The following is a 24,119-nucleotide window of genomic DNA, read 5'->3' on the forward strand; positions in this document are numbered from 1 at the left end:
GATCAGTCACCGTCGTTGGCGTTGAAGCCCAGCTGAATGTTGAGCGCCTTGGCCAGGTCGCCTTCATGCAAGCGATGGAGGACGTTCAGGCTGTCGTAGATCTGGTTCAGCGCCTGCTGCCCGGCTTCGTCGGCCAGCAGCTCGCCGAGGGTCTTCTGGTTGTCGGCCAGCAGCTTGAGGGTGGCTGCGTAGGCGTCGTCGATCTTCTGTGCCAGCGCCGCCTGGTCTTTGCCCAGCAGGCCGCGCAGGCCTTGGTTGTCGACCCCGGACCAGACGGTCTGGGCGGCCTTGAGCGAAGCTTCCAGGCTCTTGAGCGAAGAATGGCTGCGCCAGGCTTCGGCCTGCAGCGGTTGTGGGATGCCCTTGCTCTGGCGGCCCATTGGCGCCCCGAGTTTCTTCTTCAGGGTGTCCAGGCCGGTGACCTGGGCGCGCAGCAGGTCGGCGATCGCTTCGTGGGAGTCGGCGTAGCGCTGGTTGGGGAACTTGGTCATCTGCGACAGCATGCCGTCGGTGCTGTTCCAGGTCTTGAGGATGTCCTCGGCCAGGACCTTCTGGTGTTCGCCGATCGCCACCAGCAGCGGGCAGTAGCGCGCCTTCTGTTCGGCCGTGGCCATGTCCGGCTTGCTGTCGAACAGGATGTACTCGTAGGCGGACAGGCCGCGCACCACGACGCTGGCCTTGCTCAGTGCCTCGGCATCGACTGGCTTGTCGCCATTGACCAGTTGCTCGACCTGGCGGCCCACCAGGTTCTTCTTGTCTGGCCAGAACTGCACCTGCCAGGCGCGGTTGCCTTCGGCCAGCGGGCCGACCAGCAGCGGTTGCAGTTCGGCCCAGGCTTTCTGCGCGTTGAGGAAGTCGGCGCGGGCGCTGTCCAGCGAGGTCTTGCCTTCGCAGTAGGCCAGGGCGCTGGCGGCCAGCACGCGGTCGGCCTCGACCCAGCGGCTGTAGGTCGGCAGGATCACTTGCTTGGCGATGGCGGCGGAGGTCACGGCTTGCGGGTCCTGCGGGGAGCAGGCGCCGAGGGCGAGTGCGGCGAGGCTGGTGAACAACAGTTTGGGTCGGAACATGCCCGGCTCCTTAGCGCGTTTAAAGTGAATTCAGGAAGGCCAGCAGCGCGGCGCGCTGCTCGGCATTGAACGTCAGTACCTGGTCGCGCGCCGCCTGGGCTTCGCCGCCGTGCCAGAGCACGGCTTCGAGCAGGTCGCGGGCACGGCCATCGTGGAGGAAGCGGGCGTCGCTGCTGACGGTCTGGCTCAGGCCGATACCCCACAGGGGCGGGGTGCGCCAGTCCTGGCCGTTGGCGGCGAACTCGGTGCGCTCGTCGCTCAGGCCCGGGCCCATGTCGTGCAGCAGCAGGTCGCTGTAAGGGCGTATCACCTGGTTGGCCAGCTCGGGCTCGGCGGCATTGGCGGCGGTGGTGAACTGCGGGGTGTGGCAGCTTTGGCAACCGGCCTGGTAGAACAGGTTCTTGCCGGCCAGTACCTGCGGGGCCGCGACGTTGCGGCGGGCCGGTACGCCCAGGTTGCGGGTGTAGAAGGTGACCAGGCGCAGGAGGTTGTCGCTGACCTCTTTTTCGCCATCGGCACCATCGCCATTGGGCGCGGCCAGGCAGTCGACCTGGGTCGGGGTGCAGTCGTCCTTGGGCAGCAGCGTGCTGGTCAGGCCCATGTCACCGGCGAAGGCATGCACATTCTGCTGGTTGACGTTGGGTTGCCCGGCCTTCCAGCCGAAGCGGCCGACCACCGTCTTGCCCTGGGCGTCGTCCCAGACCCGGTTGGCACGGCCGCGGATGCCGTCGTGGTTGCGGTCATCCGGGTCTTCGTTGGCCAGGATATCGGCTTCGGCGATGGCTTCGAGCAGGCCGAGGCCGATCATCGGTGGGGCGATGCGGGCCGAGAAGCGGGTATCGGGATGCATCGGGCCGTAGCCGAGCTGGGTGATCTGCAGGGTGGGGCGGCGCAACTCGACCTGGTGGCCGTCCTTGAAGGTGACGGTCTGGCTGTCGTAGCTCACCCGTACCTTGCCCTCCGGCGCCACGCCGGGCACGGCCATGTCCTGCAGCTGGGTGCCATACACCGGCTCAGGCACCACGCCCAGGCGTTCGATAACCTGGGCGTAGTAGGGCTGATCGGGGATCGACAGGCGTACCAGCATCGACACCGCGTTGCTGTCGCCGGGCTCCGGCGGGTGGCCGCGGCCGTCACGCACGTGGCAGTTCTGGCAGGCGTTGGTGTTGAACAGTGGGCCCAGGCCATCACGGGCGGTGGTGGTGGACGGGGCGATCACCCAGGGGCTGCGAAAAAAGCTGTTGCCCACGGCGAAGTCCAGGCGCCGCTCGGGGCTGAGGTTGGCCGAGGGCAGGGAGAAGGCGTTGCGGTCACTGCGCTGCACCGTTGCCTGGCCGCCGGAGAGGGCTTCACCGGGCTCGGCCTGGGTGAAACGCGGGGCGTCGTCACAGGCGGCAAGGGTGAAGGCCAGCAGCAGGGGGCTTAGGCGGAGCAAGGACATCGACAATCCTGGGCGTGGGCGAAAAACCGGCGTGCAAGCTTATCAGGCCGGCTGTTTTTGAATAAGAGCAATTTGCAATTGCTGGATGAAATCGCGGACATGTCGTGCACCCTGTGGGAGCGGGTTTACCCGCGAACACCGGCGTAGCCGGTGCCAGGTACCGAGTCGCCTGATTCGCGGGTAAACCCGCTCCCACAGGGATTTGTGTGGGTGAAACATGTAAAAAAAGGCGACCCGAAGGCCGCCTCTTTGCATCAACCGTCAACGCGTCGATCAGAACTCGTGATCAGCGGTGTCCGGGTTCAGGTTGTCGATGCCCAGCTTGCCTGCGGCCTGCTCGATTGCGCCGGTCTGCTTGACCAGCGACGCGATGGCGTCACGTACGATCTGGTTGCCGGCAGCGTTGTCGGCGGCGATCAACTGGTCGTAGTGCTCGCCTTTGAGCGCGTGGTCGACGATCACCTGCAGCTTGGCTTCGGTGGCTTCCAGGTCGGCCTTGAGGGTGGCGTCGGCGGCCGGGTCGGCCTTGGCCACCAGCGACGACAGGCTCGGGCCGCTCAGCTTGGTGCCGTCGGCGCGGGTGTACTCGCCCAGGTAGACGTTGCGGATGCCCTTGGCGTCATAGAAGTGCGAGTAGTGGGTGTTGTCGCTGAAGCAGTCCTGCTCGTCTTCCGGCGAGTTGGCTTCCAGCGAGACCTTCATGCGTTCGCCGGCCAGTTCGCCCAGCGACAGGCTGCCCATGCCGAACAGCATCTTGCGCAGGCCGTCGTTGACCGGCTCGGCTTCCAGGGTGGCGCGGTAGTTGTCGGCAACGTTCGGTGCCCAGTTGCCGACCATCTCTTCGAGGTCTTTGACCAGCAGTTGGGTGACCGATTTCAGGTAGGCACGGCGGCGGTCGTTGTGGCCGCCGGTGGCGCCTTTGCCTTCCAGGTAGTCCGACGCTGGGCGGTTACCGGCGCCAGGGCCGGTACCGTTGAGGTCCTGGCCCCAGAGCAGGAATTCGATGGCGTGGTAGCCAGTGGCGACGTTGGCTTCGGAACCGCCCAGCTCGTTCAGGCTGGCCAGCTTCTCGGGGGTGATGTCCTTGACGTCGACCTTGTCTTCGCCAACCTGGATTTCGGTGTTGGCGATGATGTTGGCGCCGGCAGCCGGGTTGCCCAGGGCGTGCTCGTAGCTCTTGTCGACGTAGTCGATCAGGCCTTCGTCCAGGGGCCAGGCGTTCACCTGGCCTTCCCAGTCGTCGATGATGGTGTTGCCAAAGCGGAACGCCTCGCTCTGCAGGTACGGTACGCGGGCGGCGGCCCAGGCTTCTTTAGCGGCCTTCAGGGTCTGGTCGTTGGGGCTGGCGAGGAACGCGTCCACAGCGGTTTGCAGCTGCTTGGCGGTGCTCAGCGAGTCGCTGTACACGGCGTAGACCATCTCGGTGTAATGCTTGACCACGGCCTTGCCGGCAGCTTCGTCGACAGCGCCCGGTGCGGCGGCGGTGGTGCTGGCGGCGGCAGGTGCCTGGGCTTGCGGCGCGGCGGCCTTGTCGTTCTTGCCTTCGCCGCAACCGGCGAGGGCGATGGCGATGGCCAGCAGACTGGCGGAGGCCAGAGGCATACGAATCATTATTGGTTTCCTGCGTCGTGTGGTTGGACCGTGCGGCGTGGCACGCGAAACCGCAACATCATGCGAAAGATTTGCATTTGCTGTAAAGGGGCGGGCGCGCATTTCATGCAAACGCCCGTTTGCGGTGCATCGGTATGTGTGGCGGGGGTTACAGCACCGATACCTGGTTGCGCTGAGCCTGCTTGAGGAACGCGGTGAGCTCGCGCGACGACAGCGGCTTGCTGTAGTGGTAGCCCTGACCTTCGTGGCAGCCCTGGGCGATGATGTAGCTCTCCTGCTCGGCGGTTTCCACGCCTTCGGCGATGACCTGCATCCCCAGGCTTTTGCCCAGTTGGATGATGGCCCGGACGATGGTGGCGTCGTCGTCGTCGTCGAGCAGGTCCTGGACGAAGCTCTTGTCGATCTTGATCTTGTCCAGCGGCAGCGACTTCAGGTAGCTGAGCGAGGAATAGCCGGTGCCGAAGTCGTCGATGGCGATCAGCGCGCCGGAGCGGCGCAGGCTGAGCAGGTGCTGGGCGGCGGTGCTGATGTCTTCCATCAGGCCGGTCTCGGTGACCTCCAGCTCCAGGCTGCGCGGTGGTAGGCGGTAGGCCTGCAGCAGGTTGTTGACCACCCGCGGCAGCTCGTTATGGTGCAACTGCACGGTGGACAGGTTGACCGCCATGCGCAGTTCGCTGAAGCCCAGGTCGTGCCACTCGCGCAGCTGGCGGCAGGCTTGGTCGAGTACCCATTCGCCAATGGTGATGATGTTGCCGTTCTGTTCGGCCAGCGGGATGAACTGGTCCGGCGGTACCATGCCCAGCTCCGGGTGCTGCCAGCGCAGCAGTGCTTCGACGCCGACCACACGGTGGTCGCGGTAGCTGATCTGCGGTTGGTAGACCAGGTACAACTGGTTGCGCGGCAGGGCTTCGCGCAGGTCCTTTTCCAGTTCGCGGCGCCGGCGCATCTCGCTGTCGACGCTGGCGATGTAGAACTGGTAGCGGTTGCGCGAGCGGGCCTTGGCCAGGGTCATGGTCTGTTCGGCTTTTTGCAGCAGCTTCTCGGTACTGTCACCGTCCTCGGGGAACAGGGTGATGCCGATGGTGGCGCGCAGGCGGATCTGCTGGTGATCGAGGTCGAACGGCGCCTCGAGGTCGTCGAGGATACTCTGGGCCAGCTCGGCGGCTTCGTAGGGTTGTTCGATATTGGCCTGGACCAGGGCGAACTGGTCGCCCCCCAGGCGGGCCAGGGCGCCCAGGCGGCCGCTGTGGGCGCGCAGGCGGTCGGCCAGGGCCAATAGCAACTGGTCGCCGACCTGGTAGCTGAACTGCTCGTTGATGCCCTTGAAGTCGTCCAGGCCCACGCACAGCACGGCCACGCGCCGTTGCAGGCGGCCGCCGTCGTCGAGAATCTTGTCCAGCTGCTGCTGCAACTGCTGGCGGTTGGGCAGGCCGGTGAGGAAGTCGTACTGGGCCATGCGTTGCAGGCTGTTCTCGGCTTCGTGGCGCAGGTGGGTGTTGCGCTCGATGGACGCCAGCAACTGGTTGGCGGTGTTGACCCAGATGCCCAGTTCGTTCTTCTCGTGGCCCTTGAGCAGCGGAATCTGGTGCTGGCTGGGGCGGTCGGGGTTGATCTGGGTAAGGTGCTCGATGATCTTCGACAGCGGCTTGGTCAGCAGCCAGTGATACACCAGGTACAGCACCAGGCCCATGGCCAGGGCGCGCAATACCCCGGAAATGAAGATGATCACGGCGTTGATCAGGAAGCCTTCGCCGTAGCTGGAGGTGTCGAGGGTGATGCTCAGGTCGCCGTAGTATTCGCTGTACGGGCCGCGGCCGACCAGTTGCGTGGTGTAGGTGCGTTCCTGGCCAAGGATCGGGTCGGTCAGCCAGCGCATGGACATGTCCTGCAGCGGCCTGGATTTTTCCGCGAGCATGGTTTCGTTGGGGTGGCCGATGGAGGCCATGCGCACCGATTCGTCCTGGAACAGGCCTTCCATCACCTGCATGCCCATTTCCCGGTCGAGGCTGTACACCGCCTGGGTGGAAGGGTCGCGGAACATGTCGAGAATGCGCTGGGCGCCACTGTTCACGGCCTGGCGGGTCTTGTAGACGTCATAGACGATCTGCGCGCAGCTGAGCACGACACCGACCGCCAACGCCGAGAGCAGCACAACCCTGAGCAACTTCACCGACAAGCTGTTGCGAAATTCCAGCTTCAAAGGGGTTTCCTTAATCCATGCGCATGCCATTATTTTGCCATCAATCCTGGCAATAAGACTATCGACCGATTGCCCGCCCATCGACGGAATTGCCCTTGGCTCTATATCGGTTGAACGGCCATGCGACTTGAGTGCGCTGCATCAACTTTCCAGAAAATTGATGTTAGCGCGCTCTGCGTGCTGAGCAAGAGCACAAAGGCAGACAACGCGCGAAAAAAAGGCGAAAAAAAACCCGGCGGCTGCCGGGTTTTTTCAATGCCTGGTTGATCAGGCGGTGAAGACCTTGCCTTCGAACTGCTCGGCAACGAACTTCCAGTTGACCAGGTTCCAGAACGCCTCGACGTACTTCGGACGCAGGTTGCGGTAGTCGATGTAGTAGGCGTGTTCCCAGACGTCGCAGGTCAGCAGCGGGGTGTCGCCGCTGGTCAGCGGGCAGCCGGCGCCGATGGTGCTGGCCAGGGCCAGGGAACCGTCAGCCTTCTTCACCAGCCAGCCCCAGCCGGAACCGAAGGTGCCGACCGAAGTCTTGGTGAACTCTTCCTTGAACTTGTCGAAGGAACCGAAAGCGGCGGTGATGGCATCAGCCAGGGCGCCGGTCGGCTGGCCGCCGCCGTTTGGCGACAGGCATTCCCAGTAGAAGGAGTGGTTCCAGATCTGAGCGGCGTTGTTGAAGATGCCACCCGAAGAGGTCTTGACGATCTCTTCCAGGGTCTTGCCTTCGAATTCGGTGCCTGGGACCAGGTTGTTCAGGTTCACGACATAGGTGTTGTGGTGCTTGTCGTGGTGAAACTCCAGGGTTTCCTTGGAGATGTGCGGCTGCAGGGCATCGTGGGCGTACGGCAGCGGCGGCAATTCAAAAGCCATGGTGGATCTCCTGATTCAGGTCTGTTCGCGGTTTGCGCAAGGCCGATCACGGGCGGCCCGGTGAGCGTCGGCGAGTTTGTACTCTTTGCGACGCAAGGGCTGGATCATAGCACCCGGTCTTGCGCATAACCACGCAACAACTATAGGGAATAGAGGTTCCAGAGCGGTTGGCGCGGCTGACCGGCGGGCTGTGGGGTCATTGTCGATGTGTACACGTGGGAGCGGGTTTACCCGCGAATGCGATGTTGCAGCAACCGCCGCATTCGCGAGTAAACCCGCTCCCACACTGTGTATCGTCAGTTGAAAACCAGCTGAGCGGCCACCGCGAACATCATCACCGCCACCATCAGGTCCAGCATCCGCCAGGTCGCCGGCCGTGCCAGCCATGGCGCCAGCCACGCAGCGCCCACTGCCAGGGTGGTGAACCACAGCAGCGACGCGCTGGCGGCACCGGCCACGTAGGCGCCAGGCACGGTCTGCTGGGCGCCGAGCGAGCCGATCAGCAGCACCGTATCCAGGTAGACGTGCGGGTTGAGCAAGGTCACCGCCAGCGCGCTGAGCAGCACCGCGCGGCGCGAGCGCACGCCCTGGCCCTGCTGATGCTGCAGGCTCTGCTTGGAGCAGGCGCTGCGCAAGGCCTTGGCGCCGTACCAGATCAAGAACACCGCGCCGCCCCAGCGGGCCACTGCCAGCAGCGTCGGGTTATGCGCCAGCACCGTGGCCAGGCCGAACACCCCGGCGGCCACCAGCAGCGCATCGCAGACGATACACAGCGCCGCCACCGGCAGGTGATGTTCGCGACGCAGGCTCTGGGCCAGGACGAAGGCGTTCTGCGCGCCGATGGCCATGATCAGGCCGAAGGCCACCAGCATGCCGTTCAGATAGCTTTGCCACATAGCGCCAACACTCCACTGACACCGACGCAGAGGCCGGTGTTGATTGCCAAGAAAGATGTGGCCATTGTGGCGCCCTCGGCTGTATAAGAAAAACAAATAGAGCTGATCACTCATTAGAGAAATCGATGTTCGACTATAAGCTGCTCGCCGCCCTCGCCGCGGTGATCGAACAAGCGGGCTTCGAGCGCGCCGCCCAAGTGTTGGGGCTGTCGCAATCGGCCATCTCCCAGCGCATCAAGCTGCTCGAGGCCAGGGTCGGGCAACCGGTGCTGGTGCGGGCCACGCCGCCCAGCCCCACCGAGGTCGGCCGCCAGTTGCTCAACCATGTGCAGCAGGTGCGCCTGCTGGAGCGCGACTTGCAACGCCAGGTGCCGGCGCTGGACGAGGAGGGCATGCCTGAGCGCCTGCGCATCGCGCTCAATGCCGACAGCCTGGCGACCTGGTGGGCGGGGGCCGTGGGGGCGTTCTGTGCCGAGCAGCAGGTGCTGCTGGACCTGGTGGTGGAAGACCAGGATGTCGGCCTCAAGCGCATGCGCGCCGGTGAAGTGGCGGCCTGCCTGTGCGGCAGCGAGCGGCCGGTGGCCGGGGCGCGGAGCATGCCGCTGGGGGCGATGCGCTACCGGGCGCTGGCCAGCCCCGCGTTCATGGCGCGTTACTTCCCCAACGGCTTCGAGGTGGCACGGCTGGCGCGCACGCCGGCGGTGGTGTTCGGCCCGGACGATTTCCTGCAGCATCGCTACCTGGCATCGCTGGGGATCCAGGACGGTTTCCTCCACCACCTGTGCCCCTCGTCTGAAGGTTTCCTGCGCATGACCGAGGCGGGCCTGGGCTGGGGGCTGGTGCCGGAGCGCCAGGTGGCCGAGCTGTTGGGCCGTGGCGAACTGGTGGAAATCTGCAGCGATACCCCCATCGACGTGCCGCTGTACTGGCATCATTGGCGCAACGGCGGGCAACTGCTCGCCCAGCTGACCGAGCACCTGCGTCATTCGGCGCGGGACTGGCTGGTGCCCTTGTAGGCCTGGCCGGCGTCTGCTGCATCTGAAATCTGGCAAGGCGGAGTGTTACATGCGAATTCTGGTCACCGGCGCGAGCGGCTTCATCGGCGGGCGCTTTGCGCGCTTTGCCCTGGAGCAGGGCCTGGAGGTACGGGTCAATGGCCGGCGGGCGGAGGGTGTGGAACACCTGGTCAAGCGCGGCGCGCAGTTCATCCCCGGCGACCTGGGGGACGCCGAATTGGCCCGGCGGCTGTGCCAGGGCGTCGATGCGGTGGTGCACTGCGCCGGCGCGGTGGGCAACTGGGGGCGTTACCAGGACTTCTACCAGGGCAACGTGGTGCTCACCGAGAACGTGGTCGAAGGTTGCATCAAGGAGCATGTGCGGCGCCTGGTGCACCTGTCGTCGCCGTCGATCTACTTCAATGGCCGTTCCCAGCGTGATATCCGCGAGGAGCAGGTGCCACGGCGCTTTCACGATCACTACGGACTGACCAAGCACCTGGCCGAGCAGAAGGTATTCGGTGCCCAGGAATTCGGCCTGGAGGTACTGGCCCTGCGGCCTCGCTTCGTCACCGGGGCTGGCGATGCCAGCATTTTCCCGCGGCTGATGCGCATGCAGCGCAAGGGGCGTGTGGCGATCATCGGCAATGGCCTGAACAAGGTCGATTTCACCAGCGTGCACAACCTCAACGAAGCGTTGCTCAGTGCGCTGTTTGCCGAGGCGCCGGCGCTGGGGCAGGCCTATAACATCAGCAACGGCCACCCATTGCCGTTGTGGGATGTGGTGAACTACGTCATGCGCCAGATGCAGCTGCCGCAGGTCACCCGCTATCGCAGTTTCGGCCTGGCCTACAGCCTGGCGGCGGTCAACGAGGCCGCCTGCCTGCTTTGGCCAGGGCGCCCGCAGCCGACCCTGACGCGTTCCGCGATGCAGGTGATGAGCAAGGACTTCACCCTCGACATCAGCCGCGCCCGCCAGTACCTGGACTACCGCCCGAAGACCGACACCTGGGCCGCGCTGGATGAATTCTGTCATTGGTGGAAAGCGCAACCGGGCAACCAGTGAACCTGCTGCCGGGATGATGGTCTGCAGTGCGCCGCCTTGGCGGTTTATACTCATGCCTCTTTGCTACCACAGTGGTTGAATGCACCCATGCGTAACGACGCCCACGACGATTTCGACGACGTGCCCGCCCTGCGCGCCGGCACCCAGGATGACGATGAGCTGTTGCCCGCCCATGTCGCGCGCAGCCGCCAGAAGGCCGCGCAGCCGCGCAGCAATGGCCCGCTATGGGCGTTGCTGGGCGCCTCGTTCATTGGCCTGGCCGGGCTGGGCTGGTGGAGTTTTCAGCAGATCTCGCTGTTGGAGCAGCAACTGGTGGCCACCCAGGAAAGCTTTGCCCGTATCAGTGAAGAAGCGGCCGGGCGCCTGCAGGCGATCAGCGGCAAGGTCGACGCCAGCGAGTCGACCAGCACGACCGGCAGCGAAGCGTTGAAACTGCAGATCCGCCAGTTGCAGGCCAATTTGGCCGAGCAGGGCAAGCAGCAGCAGGGCGTTGCCGGCCAGGCAGGCGACCTGGGCAAGCGCCTGGAGCAGGTACTGGCGGATACCCGTGAGCAGCAGAAAGCCGTGACCGAGCTGCAGGGGCAACTGCAAGCGCAATTGAAGGCGGTGAATACGGAACTGGCGGCATTGAAGTCGGGCCAGCTCGACGGTGGCAAGCTCGATGGTCAGCTGAAGAGCCTGAGCAGCGAGGTGGAGGCCCTGAAGAAGCGCAACCCGAGCGCGGCGATCGAGAGCCTGGAACAGGATGTGCTGGTGCTCAAGAGCCAGGCAGATAACCGCTCGGCGCAATCGGCCGGGGGCGCCTCGGTGCAGGAGTTCGATGCGTTCCGCGGGCAGACCACCCGCAACTTCAATACCCTGCAGAGCCAGATCCAGAACCTGCAGCAGCAGATCAACGCTCGCCCCTGATACTTGTGCTGCCGGGCGCTTGCCCCGCGATTGGACCATAAAAAAAGGCGCCCGAAGGCGCCTTTTTTCATGACCACGGTGTTCAGCTCATGGCTTTGATAGCAAGCCAGAACAGGCCGGCGGACAGGCCCACCGTCGCCGGCAGGGTCAGTACCCAGGCCAGCAGGATGGTCTTCACGGTACCGCCTTGCAGGCCGCTCTTGTTGGCGACCATGGTACCGGCCACGCCTGACGACAGTACGTGGGTCGTCGATACCGGCAGGCTGAAGATGTTGGCCATGCCGATGGCGCAGGCGGCGGTGATCTGTGCCGACATGCCCTGGGCATAGGTCATGCCCTGCTTGCCGATCTTCTCGCCGACGGTCAGTACCACGCGCTTCCAGCCGACCATGGTACCCAGGCCCAGGGCCAGGGCGACGGCGACGATCACCCAGAACGGCGCGTACTCGGTGGTGGCGGTGAGGTCTTTGCGCAGCTTCTCGAGGTCGGCCTTTTCGCGCGGCTCGAGGCCTGGCAGTTTGCCGACCTTCTTCGCCGTGTCGTCCAGGCACAGCAGGTAGCGGCGTACTTCAACGCGCTTTTCGGCGCTCAGTGCGCGGTAGTCGGTCACACCTTGCAACGACGATTGCAGCGCGGCGATGGTCGGTTCGGTCTGCTGCGGGTTGCAGCTGAACTGCTCCGGCAGGTCGGCCGACTTGGCCTTGCCCAAGGCCAGGTACTCGCCCAGCGTCGCTGCATTGCGCTCGTAGAACTGGCTCAAGTGCATGGTGGCGTCGCGGGTGCGTTCGATCTGGTAGGTGGTGCTGTTCAGGTCGAGCACGAACTTGGCCGGAACGATACCGATCAGTACCAGCATGATCAGGCCGATGCCTTTCTGGCCGTCGTTGGAGCCGTGCACGAAGCTCACGCCCATGGCCGAGATCACCAGCACCAGGCGGTTCCAGAACGGCGGGTGCTTCTTGTCGTCGAGCTTGCGGCGCTGATCCGGGGTCTTGTGCATCTTCGACAGCGGGCGCCACCATTTCAGGCCCAGCAGCACCAGTGCGGCAACGGCGAAGCCGGCCATGGGCGAAAGCACCAGCGACATGCCGATATCGATCGCTTTCTGCCAGTTGACGCCATCGCCCAGCGGGATATCGCTGATCAGCGCATTGGCCAGGCCCACGCCGAGGATCGAACCGATCAGGGTGTGCGAGCTGGACGCGGGGATGCCGAAGTACCAGGTGCCCAGGTTCCAGGTGATGGCCGCGGCCAGCAACGAGAAGACCATGGCCAGGCCGTGGCCGGTGTTCACGTTGATCAGCAGCTCCACCGGCAACAGGTGGACGATGGCATAGGCCACGCCGACGCCGCCGAGCAGCACCCCGAGGAAGTTGAACACCCCGGAGAAGAATACGGCCAGGTGCGGTGGCATGGCTTTGGTATAGATGACAGTGGCTACCGCGTTGGCGGTGTCATGAAAGCCATTGATGAACTCGAAGGCGAGAACGAAGGTCAGAGCGAGCATCAGGCTCACGACGACCCAGGCATCCAGTCCGCTGAATAAATCGATCATGAAGGTTGTCTGGCGGTCTTTAGGGGGGCGGGATTATGCCAGAAAACCCTGCAAATCGATGCACCTGCCACAGATCGATGACGGATGACCGCAGGTTCAGGGCCGTGTTCGTTTGCTGGTTGCTAGCCGCGAACAGGCAGGAAAAAATCGCCAAATTCCCTAAAAATCAACGATTTGAGTGGAAATCGTTGTGTAAGATTTCGCTCAAACGGCCGTATGAAATTTGTGAAAATCCATTTCACCCACGGTGTTTCGGTAAAGATGCTGCCGCGCCGACGGTCGCTGACTGATGGCGCGGTGATGTCGCTCAGCTGCGTTCGCCGTCGCTGTGCAGATCCTTTTCCATCTTTTCCAGCTCTTGGGCGAACGCCTGGTCGCGAATGCTTGCGCGCTTGCGCCAGGGTTTACGTTCCGGGTCGGGTTGTGCGGCATAGGTGGTGACTTCGCCACCGTATACATCCTTGTAACGTTCAGCCTGTCGCTCGAGTTCCGCGCGCAGTTCTTCTTTCGTCACAGTCATACCTGAAGAGTTTGAAGTTTGGCATTGGCAGAGAGCTGCACATTGGATGTGCCGGCGTAGGCGGCCAACGCGAAATATCCGTCGCAGCGATGCCGGGGGTGGCAAGTTCAAGGCACGCTGAAAGTGCCGTTGTTCAACACCGGGCAAGCCAGACCAGGGCGGTGGCTTGAAGGTCATCAAGCGACGAAAGTTAGCTGATGGATCCACTTAACTGGCGGACAATCAACAGTAGCGATTATAGCAACAGCCCGAACGAAGACCATCGTTCTTTTCCGCCCGCCGACAATGGCCTGCAAGTTGTTATCGTCAGCGCCATATGAGTCTGTGGGCAGGGACTATAAGTTCAACCCGCCGGGTTGGAAGTTCAGCTCAGGACGGTTGAAATAAAAACGGCCTCGCGGGTGGGCGAGGCCGTTGCCTGAGACTTCTACGGTGGGTACCTGACCAGTCTCTCCAAAGAAGCCACATGTGGCAGGGGAAAGGTATAAGCAAAAGTGTCAGCGGTCAATTGCGATTATCGGCCGTTCGTTCGATAATCGCACGAACCAGCGTTTTTATGAGGTAGCTCCATGAGCGATGAAACCAGCGGCCCGGTGGCCAACGACCCCGCGCGCAGCACCACGCCGGCCATGGCCCCGCCAATCGTGGCGTCGGCGGCCAAGCGCATCCAGGCTTTCACCGGTGACCCGGACTTCATGACCTCTCTGGCCCGTGGCCTGGCGGTGATCCAGGCGTTCCAGGAACGCAAGCGCCACCTCACCATCGCCCAGATCAGCCACCGTACGGAAATCCCCCGCGCTGCCGTGCGCCGTTGCCTGCATACCCTGATGAAGCTCGGCTATGCGACGACCGACGGTCGTACCTATTCACTGCTGCCCAAGGTGCTCACCCTCGGCCACGCCTATTTATCCTCGACGCCGCTGGCGGTTTCGGCGCAGCCCTACCTGGACCGCATCAGCGACCAACTGCACGAAGCGGCGAACATGGCCACCCTCGAAGGCGACGACATTCTTTACATCGCACGCTCGGCCACCGTCGAGCGGCTGATTTCGGTCGACCTATCGGTTGGCGGGCGCCTGCCGGCCTACTGCACCTCGATGGGGCGCATTCTCCTGGCCGCGCTGGACGATGCCAGCCTGCACGAGTATCTGGACCGCGCCGACCTCAAGGCCCGCACCAGCCGTACCCTGCACGATGCGCAGTCGCTGTTCGCCTGTATCCAGCAGGTGCGCGAACAGGGCTGGTGCGTGGTCGACCAGGAGCTGGAGCAAGGCCTGCGTTCGATTGCCGTGCCTATCTATGACGCCTCCGGCCAGGTCCTGGCGGCGCTGAACGTCAGTACCCATGTCGGGCGGGTCAGCCGCAGTGAACTGGAACAGCGCTTCCTGCCGATCTTGCTGGCGGCCAGCCGGGATCTTTGCCATCAGCTGTTTGGCTGAGTGCGCAGTCATCCGTGGGAGTGGCGCAACGCCGCTCCCACAGCAAGCCTTGCGAATGCACCAGAATCGAACAGTACGAAAGTTTCCTGTGCGATAAACGCACAATGTCGTCTTCGACGAATTGCGCAGGCCCGGCCCGCTGATTAATGTCTGTCGCACAAGTCGGCTGTGCCGACCTGACAATAACAACAGGCCAAAAGGGCTCCTTCGATGAATACGCATCTTTTGCTGTCGCGGCCGCACCCGCGCACGCTACCGCTCAACTCCGGCTGAACCCAGTCCGCTGTTTCCCTGCGAAACTTATCGTTCCTGCGCTTTGCTGTACGCAGTAGCCTGCCTGCGCCTATCTTCCGGATAACAACAATGAACAAACCGCAATCAACCGTCGGCAACTGCCTCGACGTTCAGTCGTTCATCAACGACCAGCCACTGTCCCGGTATCAATGGCGCGTGGTGATTCTGTGCTTCTTGATTGTCTTCCTCGACGGCCTGGACACTGCCGCGATGGGCTTCATTGCCCCGGCACTGTCCCAGGAGTGGGGGATCGACCGCGCCAGCCTCGGCCCGGTCATGAGTGCCGCGCTGATCGGCATGGTGTTCGGTGCACTGGGCTCCGGGCCGCTGGCTGACCGTTTCGGGCGCAAGGGCGTGCTGGTAGGCGCGGTGCTGGTATTCGGTGGCTTCAGCCTGGCCTCGGCCTACGCAACCAATGTTGATCAGTTGCTGGTGCTGCGTTTCCTCACCGGCCTGGGCCTGGGTGCGGGCATGCCCAACGCCACTACACTGCTCTCCGAGTACACCCCCGAGCGCCTCAAGTCGTTGTTGGTGACCAGCATGTTCTGCGGCTTCAACCTGGGCATGGCCGGCGGTGGCTTCATCTCCGCCAAGCTGATCCCGGCCTACGGCTGGCACAGCCTGCTGGTGATCGGTGGCGTGCTGCCGCTGTTGTTGGCCGTGGTGCTGTTGGTCTGGCTGCCGGAGTCGGCGCGGTTCCTGGTCGTGCGCAACCGTGGTACCGACAAAGTGCGCAAGACCCTGGCGCCGATCGCCCCCCAGGTGGTTGCCCAGGCGGCGAGCTTCAGTGTGCCGGAGCAAAAGGCGGTGGCAGCACGTAACGTGTTCGCGGTGATCTTCTCCGGCACTTACGGCCTGGGCACCGTGCTGCTGTGGCTGACCTATTTCATGGGCCTGGTGATCGTCTACCTGCTGACCAGCTGGCTGCCGACGCTGATGCGCGACAGCGGCGCGAGCATGGAGCAGGCCGCGTTCATCGGCGCGCTGTTCCAGTTCGGTGGCGTGCTCAGCGCGGTGGGCGTAGGTTGGGCCATGGACCGTTTCAACCCGCACAAGGTGATCGGCATCTTCTACCTGCTGGCCGGCGTGTTCGCCTACGCGGTGGGGCAGAGCCTGGGCAACATCACCCTGTTGGCGACCCTGGTGCTGGTGGCGGGCATGTGCGTCAACGGTGCGCAGTCGGCCATGCCATCGCTGGCGGCGCGTTTCTACCCCACCCAAGGGCGTGCCACCGGCGTGTCGTGGATGCTCGGCATCGGCCGTTTCGGCGCAATCCTCGGCGCCTGGAGCGGGGCGACCTTGCTGGGGCTGGGCTGGAACTTCGAGCAGGTGCTCACTGCACTGCTGGTGCCGGCGGCGTTGGCGACTGTGGGGGTTGTGGTCAAGGGGCTGGTGAGCCACGCCGACGCCACCTGAATACCCCTGTGGGAGCCGGCTTGCCGGCGATGGCGTCAGGCCTGCAATCGGTATTCCCCTGTCAGGCCCAATCGCCGGCAAGCCGGCTCCCACAGGGGAGGGGCAGGCCTGGCATAGATGAGTAGCTGGACAACAAATGGTTCGATAATCGCACAAAAGTGCGATTATCGGATTGTAACCGCCCCGCCAGTCTCCTTAATCTGGGCCCATCGCAGCGACGCATGGGCCCGCTGCTCACCGACCCGGCTCGTCCTGACCAGGAGTCTCCAATGGCAGCAATCCTCTCGCTTCACGATGCCGTGAAGCAGTTCATCCAGGATGGCGACAGCGTCGCCCTCGAAGGCTTCACCCACCTGATCCCGACCGCCGCCGGTCACGAGATCATCCGCCAGGGCAAGCGCGACCTGACTCTGGTGCGCATGACCCCGGACCTGATCTACGACCAGCTGATCGGTGCCGGCTGCGCGCGCAAGTTGATCTTCTCCTGGGGCGGCAACCCGGGGGTGGGTTCGCTGCACCGCCTGCGCGATGCGGTGGAAAAGCAGTGGCCGCATGCCATCGAGATCGAAGAGCACAGCCACGCTGACCTGGCCAACGCCTATGTCGCCGGCGCTTCCGGCCTGCCGTTCGCAGTGCTGCGCGCCTACGCCGGCTCCGACCTGCCCAAGGTCAACCCGTTGATCAAGAGTGTCACTTGCCCGTTCACCGGCGAAGTGCTCGCCGCCGTGCCGTCGGTACGCCCGGACGTCACCGTGATCCACGCGCAAAAGGCCGACCGCAAGGGCAACGTGCTGCTGTGGGGCATCCTGGGCGTGCAGAAGGAAGCGGCCCTGGCGGCCAAGCGCTGCATCGTCACCGTCGAAGAGATCGTCGATGACCTCAACGCACCGATGAACGCCTGCGTGTTGCCGACCTGGGCCTTGAGCGCGGTGTGCCTGGTACCGGGCGGCGCCCACCCGTCCTATGCCCACGGTTACTACGAACGCGACAACCGCTTCTACCAGGCCTGGGACCCGATTGCCCGCAACCGCGAAACCTTCAGCGCCTGGATCGACACTTACATCCGTGGCACCACCGACTTCACCGAATTCAAGGCCAAGCTGGCCAGCACCGCGGAGGCCGCGCAATGAGCTACTCCACTTCCGAAATGATGACCGTCGCCGCCGCCCGGCGCCTGCGCAACGGTGCTGTCTGCTTCGTCGGCATCGGCCTGCCGTCCAAGGCCGCCAACCTGGCGCGCCTGACCTCGTCGCCCGACGTGGTGCTGATCTACGAGTCTGGCCCGATCGGAGCCAAGCCCAGCGTGCTGCCACTGTCGATCGGTGACGGTGAGCTGGCGGAAACCGCCGATACCGTGGTGCCGACCGGCGAAATCTTCCGCTACTGGCTGCAGGGCGGGCGCATCGACGTGGGCTTCCTCGGCGCCGCCCAGGTCGACCGCTTCGGCAACATCAACACCACAGTGGTGGGTGACTACCACGCGCCGAAAACCCGCCTGCCGGGTGCCGGCGGTGCGCCGGAGATCGCCGGTTCCGCCAAGCAGGTGCTGATCATCCTCAAACAGTCGCCACGGGCGTTCGTCGACAAGCTCGACTTCATCACCTCGGTCGGCCACGGCGAAGGCGGCGACTCGCGCAAGCGCCTGGGCCTGCCGGGCGAAGGGCCGGTCGGCATCATCACCGACCTGTGCATCATGGAGCCGGAAGCCGGTACTCATGAGTTTGTCGTGACCTCGATTCACCCGGGCGTGACCCGCGAGCAGATCATCAACGCCACCGGCTGGGCGATCCGCTTCGCCGACAATGCCCAGGAAACGGCGGCGCCGAGCGAGCTCGAGCTGACCGCGCTGCGCGACCTCGAAGCCCGCACCGCCGCCGCCCATGGGCAAGTGGCAGGAGAAGCCTGATGCGTGAGGTATTCATCTGTGACGCCATCCGCACCCCCATCGGCCGTTTTGGCGGTGCCCTGGCCGGCGTGCGCGCCGATGACCTGGCGGCGGTGCCGCTCAAGGCGCTGATCGAGCGTAACCCGAGCGTGCAGTGGGACCAGCTCGACGAAGTGTTCTTCGGTTGTGCCAACCAGGCCGGTGAAGACAACCGCAACGTCGCACGCATGGCCCTGTTGCTGGCCGGCTTGCCGCAGAGCGTGCCGGGCGTGACCCTCAACCGCCTGTGCGCTTCTGGCATGGATGCCATCGGCACCGCCTTCCGCGCCATCGCCAGCGGCGAGATGGAGCTGGCCATCGCCGGCGGCGTCGAGTCGATGTCGCGTGCGCCGTTCGTCATGGGCAAGGCCGAGAGCGGTTACTCGCGCAACATGAAACTGGAAGACACCACCATCGGCTGGCGCTTCATCAACCCGCTGATGAAAGCCCAGTACGGCGTCGACGCCATGCCCGAGACGGCCGACAACGTCGCCGACGATTATCAGGTTTCACGCGCCGACCAGGACGCCTTCGCCCTGCGCAGCCAGCAGAAGGCGTGTGCTGCACAAGCCGCCGGCTTCTTCGCCGAAGAGATCGTGCCGGTGCGCATTGCCCATAAAAAGGGCGAGACCGTGGTCGAGCATGACGAGCACCTGCGCCCGGACACCACGCTTGAAGCGCTGACCCGGCTCAAGCCGGTCAATGGCCCGGACAAGACCGTCACCGCTGGTAATGCCTCGGGCGTCAACGACGGTGCCGCCGCGCTGATCCTCGCCTCGGCCGAAGCCGTGAAGAAGCACGGCCTGACCCCACGTGCCCGGGTGCTGGGCATGGCCAGCGCCGGTGTGGCGCCACGGGTGATGGGCATCGGCCCGGTGCCGGCGGTGCGCAAGCTGACCGAGCGCCTGGGCGTGGCCGTGGCCGACTTCGACGTCATCGAGCTCAACGAAGCCTTCGCCAGCCAGGGCCTGGCGGTGCTGCGCGAACTGGGTGTGGCGGATGATGCGCCGCAGGTGAACCCCAATGGCGGCGCCATCGCCCTCGGCCACCCGCTGGGCATGAGTGGCGCGCGGCTGGTGCTGACGGCGTTGCATCAGTTGGAGAAGACTGGCGGGCGTAAAGGCCTGGCGACCATGTGTGTGGGGGTTGGGCAGGGGTTGGCGCTGGCCATCGAGCGGGTTTGACCTGTACCGGCCCTATCGCCGGCAAGCCGGCTCCCACAGGGACCACGCCATCCTGTGGGAGCCGGCTTGCCGGCGATAGGGCCGGTAGCCATGACCCACGGCCAAAGGCGGAACGAGTGTGTAACCAGGTATGTCTAGAATTACCTGTGACCCTCCAGGAGTAAACGCACCATGACCTCAACCTATTACACCGGCGAAGAACGCAGCAAACGCATCTTCGCCATCGTCGGTGCCTCGTCGGGCAACCTGGTGGAATGGTTCGACTTCTATGTCTACGCCTTTTGCGCCATCTATTTTGCCCCGGCCTTCTTCCCCTCCGACGACCCCACGGTGCAGTTGCTCAACACCGCCGGGGTGTTCGCCGCAGGCTTCCTGATGCGGCCCATCGGCGGCTGGATCTTCGGCCGCCTGGCCGACCGTCACGGGCGCAAGAATTCGTTGATGACCTCGGTGCTGATGATGTGTTTCGGCTCCTTGATCATTGCCTGCCTGCCGACCTATGCCAGCATCGGTGCCTGGGCGCCGGCGCTGCTGCTGTTGGCGCGGCTGATCCAGGGCTTGTCGGTGGGCGGCGAGTACGGCACCACCGCCACCTATATGAGCGAAGTGGCCCTGCGCGGCCAACGCGGCTTCTTTGCCTCGTTCCAGTACGTCACCCTGATCGGCGGCCAGTTGCTGGCGGTGCTGGTGGTGGTGATCCTGCAGCAGTTGCTGAGCGAAGAAGAACTGCGCGCCTACGGCTGGCGCATCCCGTTCGTGGTCGGTGCGGTTGCCGCGCTGATCTCGCTGGTGCTGCGCCGCTCCCTGGAAGAAACCAGCAGCGCCGAGACCCGCCAGGACAAGGACGCCGGCTCGGTCAGTGGCCTGCTGCGCAATCACGCCGCCGCCTTCATCACCGTGCTGGGGTACACCGCCGGCGGCTCGCTGATCTTCTACACCTTCACCACCTATATGCAGAAGTACCTGGTCAACACCGCTGGCATGAACGCCAAGAGCGCCAGTTTCGTGATGACCGGCGCGCTGTTCCTGTTCATGATCCTGCAGCCGGTGTTCGGCATGCTCTCCGACCGCATCGGCCGGCGTAACTCGATGCTGCTGTTCGGCGCCCTGGGCACGCTGTTCACCGTACCGCTGCTGATGGCGTTGAAGACCGTGAGCAGCCCGTTCATGGCCTTCGTGCTGGTGACCCTGGCACTGTGCATCGTCAGTTTCTACACCTCGATCAGCGGCCTGGTGAAGGCCGAGATGTTCCCGCCGCAGGTGCGGGCGCTGGGGGTGGGGCTGGCCTATGCGATCGCCAACGCGGTGTTCGGCGGTTCGGCCGAGTACGTGGCCCTGGGCTTGAAGACCCTGGGCATGGAGAACACCTTCTACTGGTACGTGACCGCCATGATGGCGGTGGCCTTCCTGTTCAGCCTGCGCCTGCCCAAGCAGGCGCAGTACCTGCACGATGATCACTAAGGACGTTGCATGAGCAACCAACTGTTCGACGCCTACTTCACCGCCCCGGCGATGCGCGAGGTTTTTTCCGACCGGGGCCGGCTGCAGGGCATGCTCGATTTCGAGGCGGCCCTGGCCCGTGCCGAAGCCGCCGCCGGGCTGGTGCCACATGCCGTGGTGCCGGCGATCGAGGCCGCCTGCAAGGCCGAGCGCTACGACGTGCGGGCATTGGCCGATGCCATCGCCACTGCCGGTAACTCGGCGATCCCGCTGGTCAAGGCATTGGGCAAGGTCATCGCCAGTGGCGTGGCCGAGGCCGAGCGCTATGTGCACCTGGGCGCCACCAGCCAGGACGCGATGGACACTGGCCTGGTGCTGCAACTGCGTGCGGCGCTGGCGCTGATCGAAAGCGACCTCGACAGCTTGGCCGACACCTTGGCCCGCCAGGCCCTGCAGCATGCCGACACGCCACTGGTGGGCCGTACCTGGCTGCAGCACGCCACGCCGGTGACCCTGGGGATGAAGCTGGCAGGTGTGCTCGGCGCCCTGACCCGTCATCGCCAGCGCTTGAAGGAACTGCGCCCGCGCTTGCTGGTGCTGCAGTTCGGCGGTGCCTCCGGCAGCCTCGCGGCGCTGGGCAGCAAGGCGTTGCCGGTGGCCGAAGCCTTGGCCGAACAGTTGCAACTGACATTGCCCGAGCAGCCCTGGCACACCCAGCGCGATCGCCTGGTGGAGTTTGCCTCGGTGCTGGGCCTGATCGCCGGCAGCCTGGGCAAGTTCGGCCGTGATGTCAGCCTGTTGATGCAGACCGAGGCGGGCGAGCTGTTCGAACCCTCAGCGCCAGGCAAAGGCGGCTCCTCGACCATGCCGCACAAGCGCAACCCGGTGGGGGCGGCGGTGCTGATCGGCGCCGCCACCCGTGTGCCGGGGCTGGTTTCGACGCTGTTCAGCGCCATGCCCCAGGAGCACGAACGCAGCCTGGGCCTGTGGCACGCCGAATGGGAAACCCTGCCGGAAATCTGCTGCCTGGTGTCCGGCGCCCTGCGCCAGGCCCAGGTGATCGCCGAGGGCATGGAAGTGGACGCCCCACGCATGCGCCGCAACCTCGACCTGACCCAGGGGCTGGTGCTGGCCGAAGCCGTCAGCATCGTCCTGGCCCAGCGCCTGGGCCGCGATCACGCCCATCATCTGCTGGAGCACTGCTGCCAGCGCGCGGTGGCCGAGCAACGCCACCTGCGCGCCGTGCTCGGTGACGAGCCCCAGGTCAGCGCCGAGTTGTCCGCCGACGAACTCGACCGCCTGCTCGACCCTGCCCATTACCTCGGCCAGGCCCGTGTCTGGGTGGCGCGTGCCGTGGCCGAACATCAACGTTTCATTGCCTGAAGGAGACCGCTGTGGCGCACGTGCAACTGGCCGATGGCGTACTGCATTACCAACTCGACGGCCCGGCGCATGCCCCGGTGCTGGTGTTGTCCAACTCGCTGGGTACTGACCTTGGCATGTGGGACACGCAGATCCCGGCATGGAGCGAACACTTTCGCGTGCTGCGTTACGACACCCGTGGTCACGGTGCCTCGGTGGTCAGCGAAGGCCCCTACAGCATCGAACAGCTGGGTAACGATGTGCTGGCGCTGCTCGACGCGCTGGATATCCCCAAGGCCCACTTCGTCGGCTTGTCCATGGGCGGCCTGATCGGCCAGTGGCTGGGTATCAACGCAGGTGCCCGCCTGCTCAGCCTGACCCTGTGCAACACGGCGGCGAAAATCGCCAATGACGAGGTGTGGAACACCCGCATCGACACCGTGCTCAAGGGCGGTCAGCAGGCCATGCGTGACCTGCGTGATGCCTCCATTGCGCGCTGGTTCACCCCGGCGTTCGCCGCGGCCGAGCCGGCGATTGCCCAACGCATAACCGAGATGCTGGCGCACACCTCGCCTGCCGGTTACGCCGGCAACTGCGCCGCTGTGCGGGATGCCGATTTCCGTGACCAGCTCGAGCACATCCAGGTGCCGACCCTGGTCGTCGCCGGTAGCGCCGATGTGGTCACCACGCCGGAGCATGGCCGGTTCATGCAGGCTGGCATCCCGGGTGCCGATTACGCCGAGTTCCCGGCGGCGCACCTGTCCAACGTCGAGGTCGGTGCGCCGTTCAGTGACCGCGTGCTCGATTTTTTGCTGGCTCGCTGAGGACATACGCCATGGATGAGAAACAACGCTACGACGCCGGCATGCAGGTGCGCCGCGCGGTGCTGGGCGATGCCCATGTCGACCGCAGCCTGGAGAAGCTCAACGACTTCAACGGCGAGTTCCAGGAAATGATCACCCGCCATGCCTGGGGCGATATCTGGACCCGCCCGGGGCTGCCACGGCATACCCGCAGCCTGATCACCATCGCCATGCTGATCGGCATGAACCGCAACGACGAGCTCAAGCTGCACCTGCGCGCGGCGGCCAACAACGGCGTGACGCGCGAAGAGATCAAGGAAGTGATCATGCAGAGTGCGATCTACTGCGGCATCCCGGCGGCCAATGCCACCTTCCACCTGGCGGAGTCGGTGTGGGATGAGTTGGGGGTTGAGTCGCGGCAGTGAGGTGAATCGGTGTCGCCGTCATCGCCGGCAAGCCGGCTCCCACAGGGGCCGGCATCTGCTGCACCTGTGGGAGCTGGCTTGCCAGCGATGAAGCCCACGTAATGCCATCGTCAGACTGCGGCTTTCTTCTGGCGGATGGCCACCGGCCCGGCATTGGCCTCCACGGCCTTCTTCAGGTCGCCACACAATCCGGCCATGAACGCCAGCTCCGCCACCACGAACAACGGCCCGATGATCAGCCCGCTGACATCATCGACAAACGCCGGCTTGCGCCCTTCGTAAGCATGCCCGACAAACTGGATGATCCAGCCCACCACAAACGCCCCCAGCCCGGCGCTCAGCCACAGCCCGGTGGCCTGTACGGCCAGTGCTTGGCCAGCCCACAGGCACAGCCCCAGCAGCAGCCCCATCACCAGGCCGAAACGCAGGTCCAGGCGCAGGTAGAACCACACCGACCAGGTGGCCAGCAGCAATGCCGGTGACAGCCACAAACCTGCCACGTCCCAGCCGGGCCGCGACAGCAGGATGCTCACTGCCAGCACGATCAACGGAATACCGACGAAGTGCGTGGTGATATTGCGCGGGTCGCGATGATAGGCGGCGTATTGACTCAGGTGTTCGACGAGGTTTTTCATTGTTGTTCCTCCATCAGGGGTAGGCGCAGCTTGCCCCGTCCATTCGTTGTCGTCTGTCGCCTGGCCGACAGAG

21 protein-coding genes are annotated in these 24,119 nt (G+C 64.6%); 12 read left to right on the plus strand and 9 right to left on the minus strand.

The window, feature by feature from the left end; genetic code table 11:
* Positions 1 to 2: 2 nt before the first annotated feature.
* The 6 genes from EJA05_RS05245 to EJA05_RS05275 all read right to left on the minus strand — a co-directional run bounded on the left by EJA05_RS05245 (position 3) and on the right by EJA05_RS05275 (position 8,079).
* Positions 3 to 1,067, minus strand: coding sequence for an imelysin family protein (locus EJA05_RS05245; protein WP_125462748.1), 1,065 nt, complete (start codon positions 1,065 to 1,067; stop codon positions 3 to 5).
* 19 nt (positions 1,068 to 1,086) lie between these two features.
* Complete coding sequence (locus EJA05_RS05250; RefSeq protein ID WP_125857554.1) at positions 1,087 to 2,514, minus strand: di-heme oxidoreductase family protein; 1,428 nt, start codon at positions 2,512 to 2,514, stop codon at positions 1,087 to 1,089.
* Between the two features lie 267 nt (positions 2,515 to 2,781).
* Positions 2,782 to 4,119, minus strand: coding sequence for an imelysin family protein (locus EJA05_RS05260; protein ID WP_125857556.1), 1,338 nt, complete (start codon positions 4,117 to 4,119; stop codon positions 2,782 to 2,784).
* Between the two features lie 148 nt (positions 4,120 to 4,267).
* Positions 4,268 to 6,319, minus strand: coding sequence for a putative bifunctional diguanylate cyclase/phosphodiesterase (locus tag EJA05_RS05265; RefSeq protein ID WP_125857557.1), 2,052 nt, complete (start codon positions 6,317 to 6,319; stop codon positions 4,268 to 4,270).
* A gap of 267 nt (positions 6,320 to 6,586) precedes the next feature.
* Positions 6,587 to 7,183 (minus strand): superoxide dismutase, encoded by a 597-nt coding sequence (locus EJA05_RS05270; protein ID WP_125857558.1) that lies wholly within the window; start codon positions 7,181 to 7,183, stop codon positions 6,587 to 6,589.
* 296 nt (positions 7,184 to 7,479) lie between these two features.
* On the minus strand, positions 7,480 to 8,079 hold the full coding sequence (locus EJA05_RS05275) for a LysE/ArgO family amino acid transporter (RefSeq protein WP_125857559.1): 600 nt from the start codon (positions 8,077 to 8,079) through the stop codon (positions 7,480 to 7,482).
* Positions 8,080 to 8,204: 125 nt separating this feature from the next.
* On the opposite strand from EJA05_RS05275, the gene EJA05_RS05280 reads away from it, so the two are divergent.
* The 3 genes from EJA05_RS05280 to EJA05_RS05290 all read left to right on the plus strand — a co-directional run bounded on the left by EJA05_RS05280 (position 8,205) and on the right by EJA05_RS05290 (position 11,049).
* Positions 8,205 to 9,095 (plus strand): LysR family transcriptional regulator ArgP, encoded by an 891-nt coding sequence (locus tag EJA05_RS05280; protein WP_125857560.1) that lies wholly within the window; start codon positions 8,205 to 8,207, stop codon positions 9,093 to 9,095.
* A 49-nt stretch (positions 9,096 to 9,144) separates the two neighbouring features.
* Positions 9,145 to 10,140 carry an NAD-dependent epimerase/dehydratase family protein gene (locus tag EJA05_RS05285; RefSeq protein ID WP_125857561.1) on the plus strand — a complete coding sequence of 332 codons (996 nt, stop codon included), beginning with the start codon at positions 9,145 to 9,147 and terminating at the stop codon, positions 10,138 to 10,140.
* An 87-nt stretch (positions 10,141 to 10,227) separates the two neighbouring features.
* Positions 10,228 to 11,049 (plus strand): ATPase, encoded by an 822-nt coding sequence (locus tag EJA05_RS05290; protein ID WP_125857562.1) that lies wholly within the window; start codon positions 10,228 to 10,230, stop codon positions 11,047 to 11,049.
* Positions 11,050 to 11,131: 82 nt separating this feature from the next.
* On the opposite strand, the gene EJA05_RS05295 is transcribed toward EJA05_RS05290, so the two are convergent.
* Both EJA05_RS05295 and EJA05_RS05300 read right to left on the minus strand, forming a co-directional pair.
* The gene (locus EJA05_RS05295) at positions 11,132 to 12,604 is read right to left on the minus strand and encodes an inorganic phosphate transporter (protein ID WP_110993725.1); all 1,473 of its coding nucleotides are present in this window, start codon (positions 12,602 to 12,604) and stop codon (positions 11,132 to 11,134) included.
* Between the two features lie 307 nt (positions 12,605 to 12,911).
* Positions 12,912 to 13,118 carry a hypothetical protein gene (locus tag EJA05_RS05300; protein WP_110993726.1) on the minus strand — a complete coding sequence of 69 codons (207 nt, stop codon included), beginning with the start codon at positions 13,116 to 13,118 and terminating at the stop codon, positions 12,912 to 12,914.
* Positions 13,119 to 13,693: 575 nt separating this feature from the next.
* On the opposite strand from EJA05_RS05300, the gene pcaR reads away from it, so the two are divergent.
* The 9 genes from pcaR to pcaC all read left to right on the plus strand — a co-directional run bounded on the left by pcaR (position 13,694) and on the right by pcaC (position 23,411).
* The gene (gene pcaR / locus EJA05_RS05305) at positions 13,694 to 14,563 is read left to right on the plus strand and encodes a pca regulon transcriptional regulator PcaR (RefSeq protein ID WP_125857563.1); all 870 of its coding nucleotides are present in this window, start codon (positions 13,694 to 13,696) and stop codon (positions 14,561 to 14,563) included.
* A gap of 363 nt (positions 14,564 to 14,926) precedes the next feature.
* The gene (locus EJA05_RS05310; RefSeq protein WP_110993728.1) at positions 14,927 to 16,273 is read left to right on the plus strand and encodes an MFS transporter; all 1,347 of its coding nucleotides are present in this window, start codon (positions 14,927 to 14,929) and stop codon (positions 16,271 to 16,273) included.
* 269 nt (positions 16,274 to 16,542) lie between these two features.
* Positions 16,543 to 17,403 carry a CoA transferase subunit A gene (locus tag EJA05_RS05315; RefSeq protein WP_125462761.1) on the plus strand — a complete coding sequence of 287 codons (861 nt, stop codon included), beginning with the start codon at positions 16,543 to 16,545 and terminating at the stop codon, positions 17,401 to 17,403.
* Positions 17,400 to 18,179, plus strand: coding sequence for a CoA-transferase subunit beta (locus EJA05_RS05320; protein WP_125857564.1), 780 nt, complete (start codon positions 17,400 to 17,402; stop codon positions 18,177 to 18,179). Before EJA05_RS05315 ends, EJA05_RS05320 begins: the two co-directional genes overlap by 4 nt.
* Positions 18,176 to 19,381: a 3-oxoadipyl-CoA thiolase gene (pcaF, locus tag EJA05_RS05325; RefSeq protein WP_190306076.1), complete on the plus strand. Its 1,206-nt coding sequence runs from the start codon at positions 18,176 to 18,178 to the stop codon at positions 19,379 to 19,381. Before EJA05_RS05320 ends, pcaF begins: the two co-directional genes overlap by 4 nt.
* Positions 19,382 to 19,552: 171 nt before the next feature.
* Positions 19,553 to 20,842 (plus strand): MFS family transporter, encoded by a 1,290-nt coding sequence (locus tag EJA05_RS05330; RefSeq protein WP_125857566.1) that lies wholly within the window; start codon positions 19,553 to 19,555, stop codon positions 20,840 to 20,842.
* Between the two features lie 9 nt (positions 20,843 to 20,851).
* The gene (locus EJA05_RS05335) at positions 20,852 to 22,204 is read left to right on the plus strand and encodes a 3-carboxy-cis,cis-muconate cycloisomerase (protein WP_125857567.1); all 1,353 of its coding nucleotides are present in this window, start codon (positions 20,852 to 20,854) and stop codon (positions 22,202 to 22,204) included.
* Between the two features lie 11 nt (positions 22,205 to 22,215).
* A complete protein-coding gene (gene pcaD, locus EJA05_RS05340; protein WP_125857568.1) occupies positions 22,216 to 23,007 on the plus strand; it encodes a 3-oxoadipate enol-lactonase in 792 nt (263 codons plus the stop codon).
* An 11-nt stretch (positions 23,008 to 23,018) separates the two neighbouring features.
* The gene (gene pcaC, locus EJA05_RS05345; RefSeq protein ID WP_070093782.1) at positions 23,019 to 23,411 is read left to right on the plus strand and encodes a 4-carboxymuconolactone decarboxylase; all 393 of its coding nucleotides are present in this window, start codon (positions 23,019 to 23,021) and stop codon (positions 23,409 to 23,411) included.
* A gap of 110 nt (positions 23,412 to 23,521) precedes the next feature.
* On the opposite strand, the gene EJA05_RS05350 is transcribed toward pcaC, so the two are convergent.
* Complete coding sequence (locus EJA05_RS05350; RefSeq protein WP_125857569.1) at positions 23,522 to 24,046, minus strand: Mpo1 family 2-hydroxy fatty acid dioxygenase; 525 nt, start codon at positions 24,044 to 24,046, stop codon at positions 23,522 to 23,524.
* Positions 24,047 to 24,119: the final 73 nt, after the last annotated feature.

The organism is Pseudomonas oryziphila (genome assembly GCF_003940825.1).
GTDB classification, from domain to species: Bacteria; Pseudomonadota; Gammaproteobacteria; order Pseudomonadales; family Pseudomonadaceae; genus Aquipseudomonas; species Aquipseudomonas sichuanensis.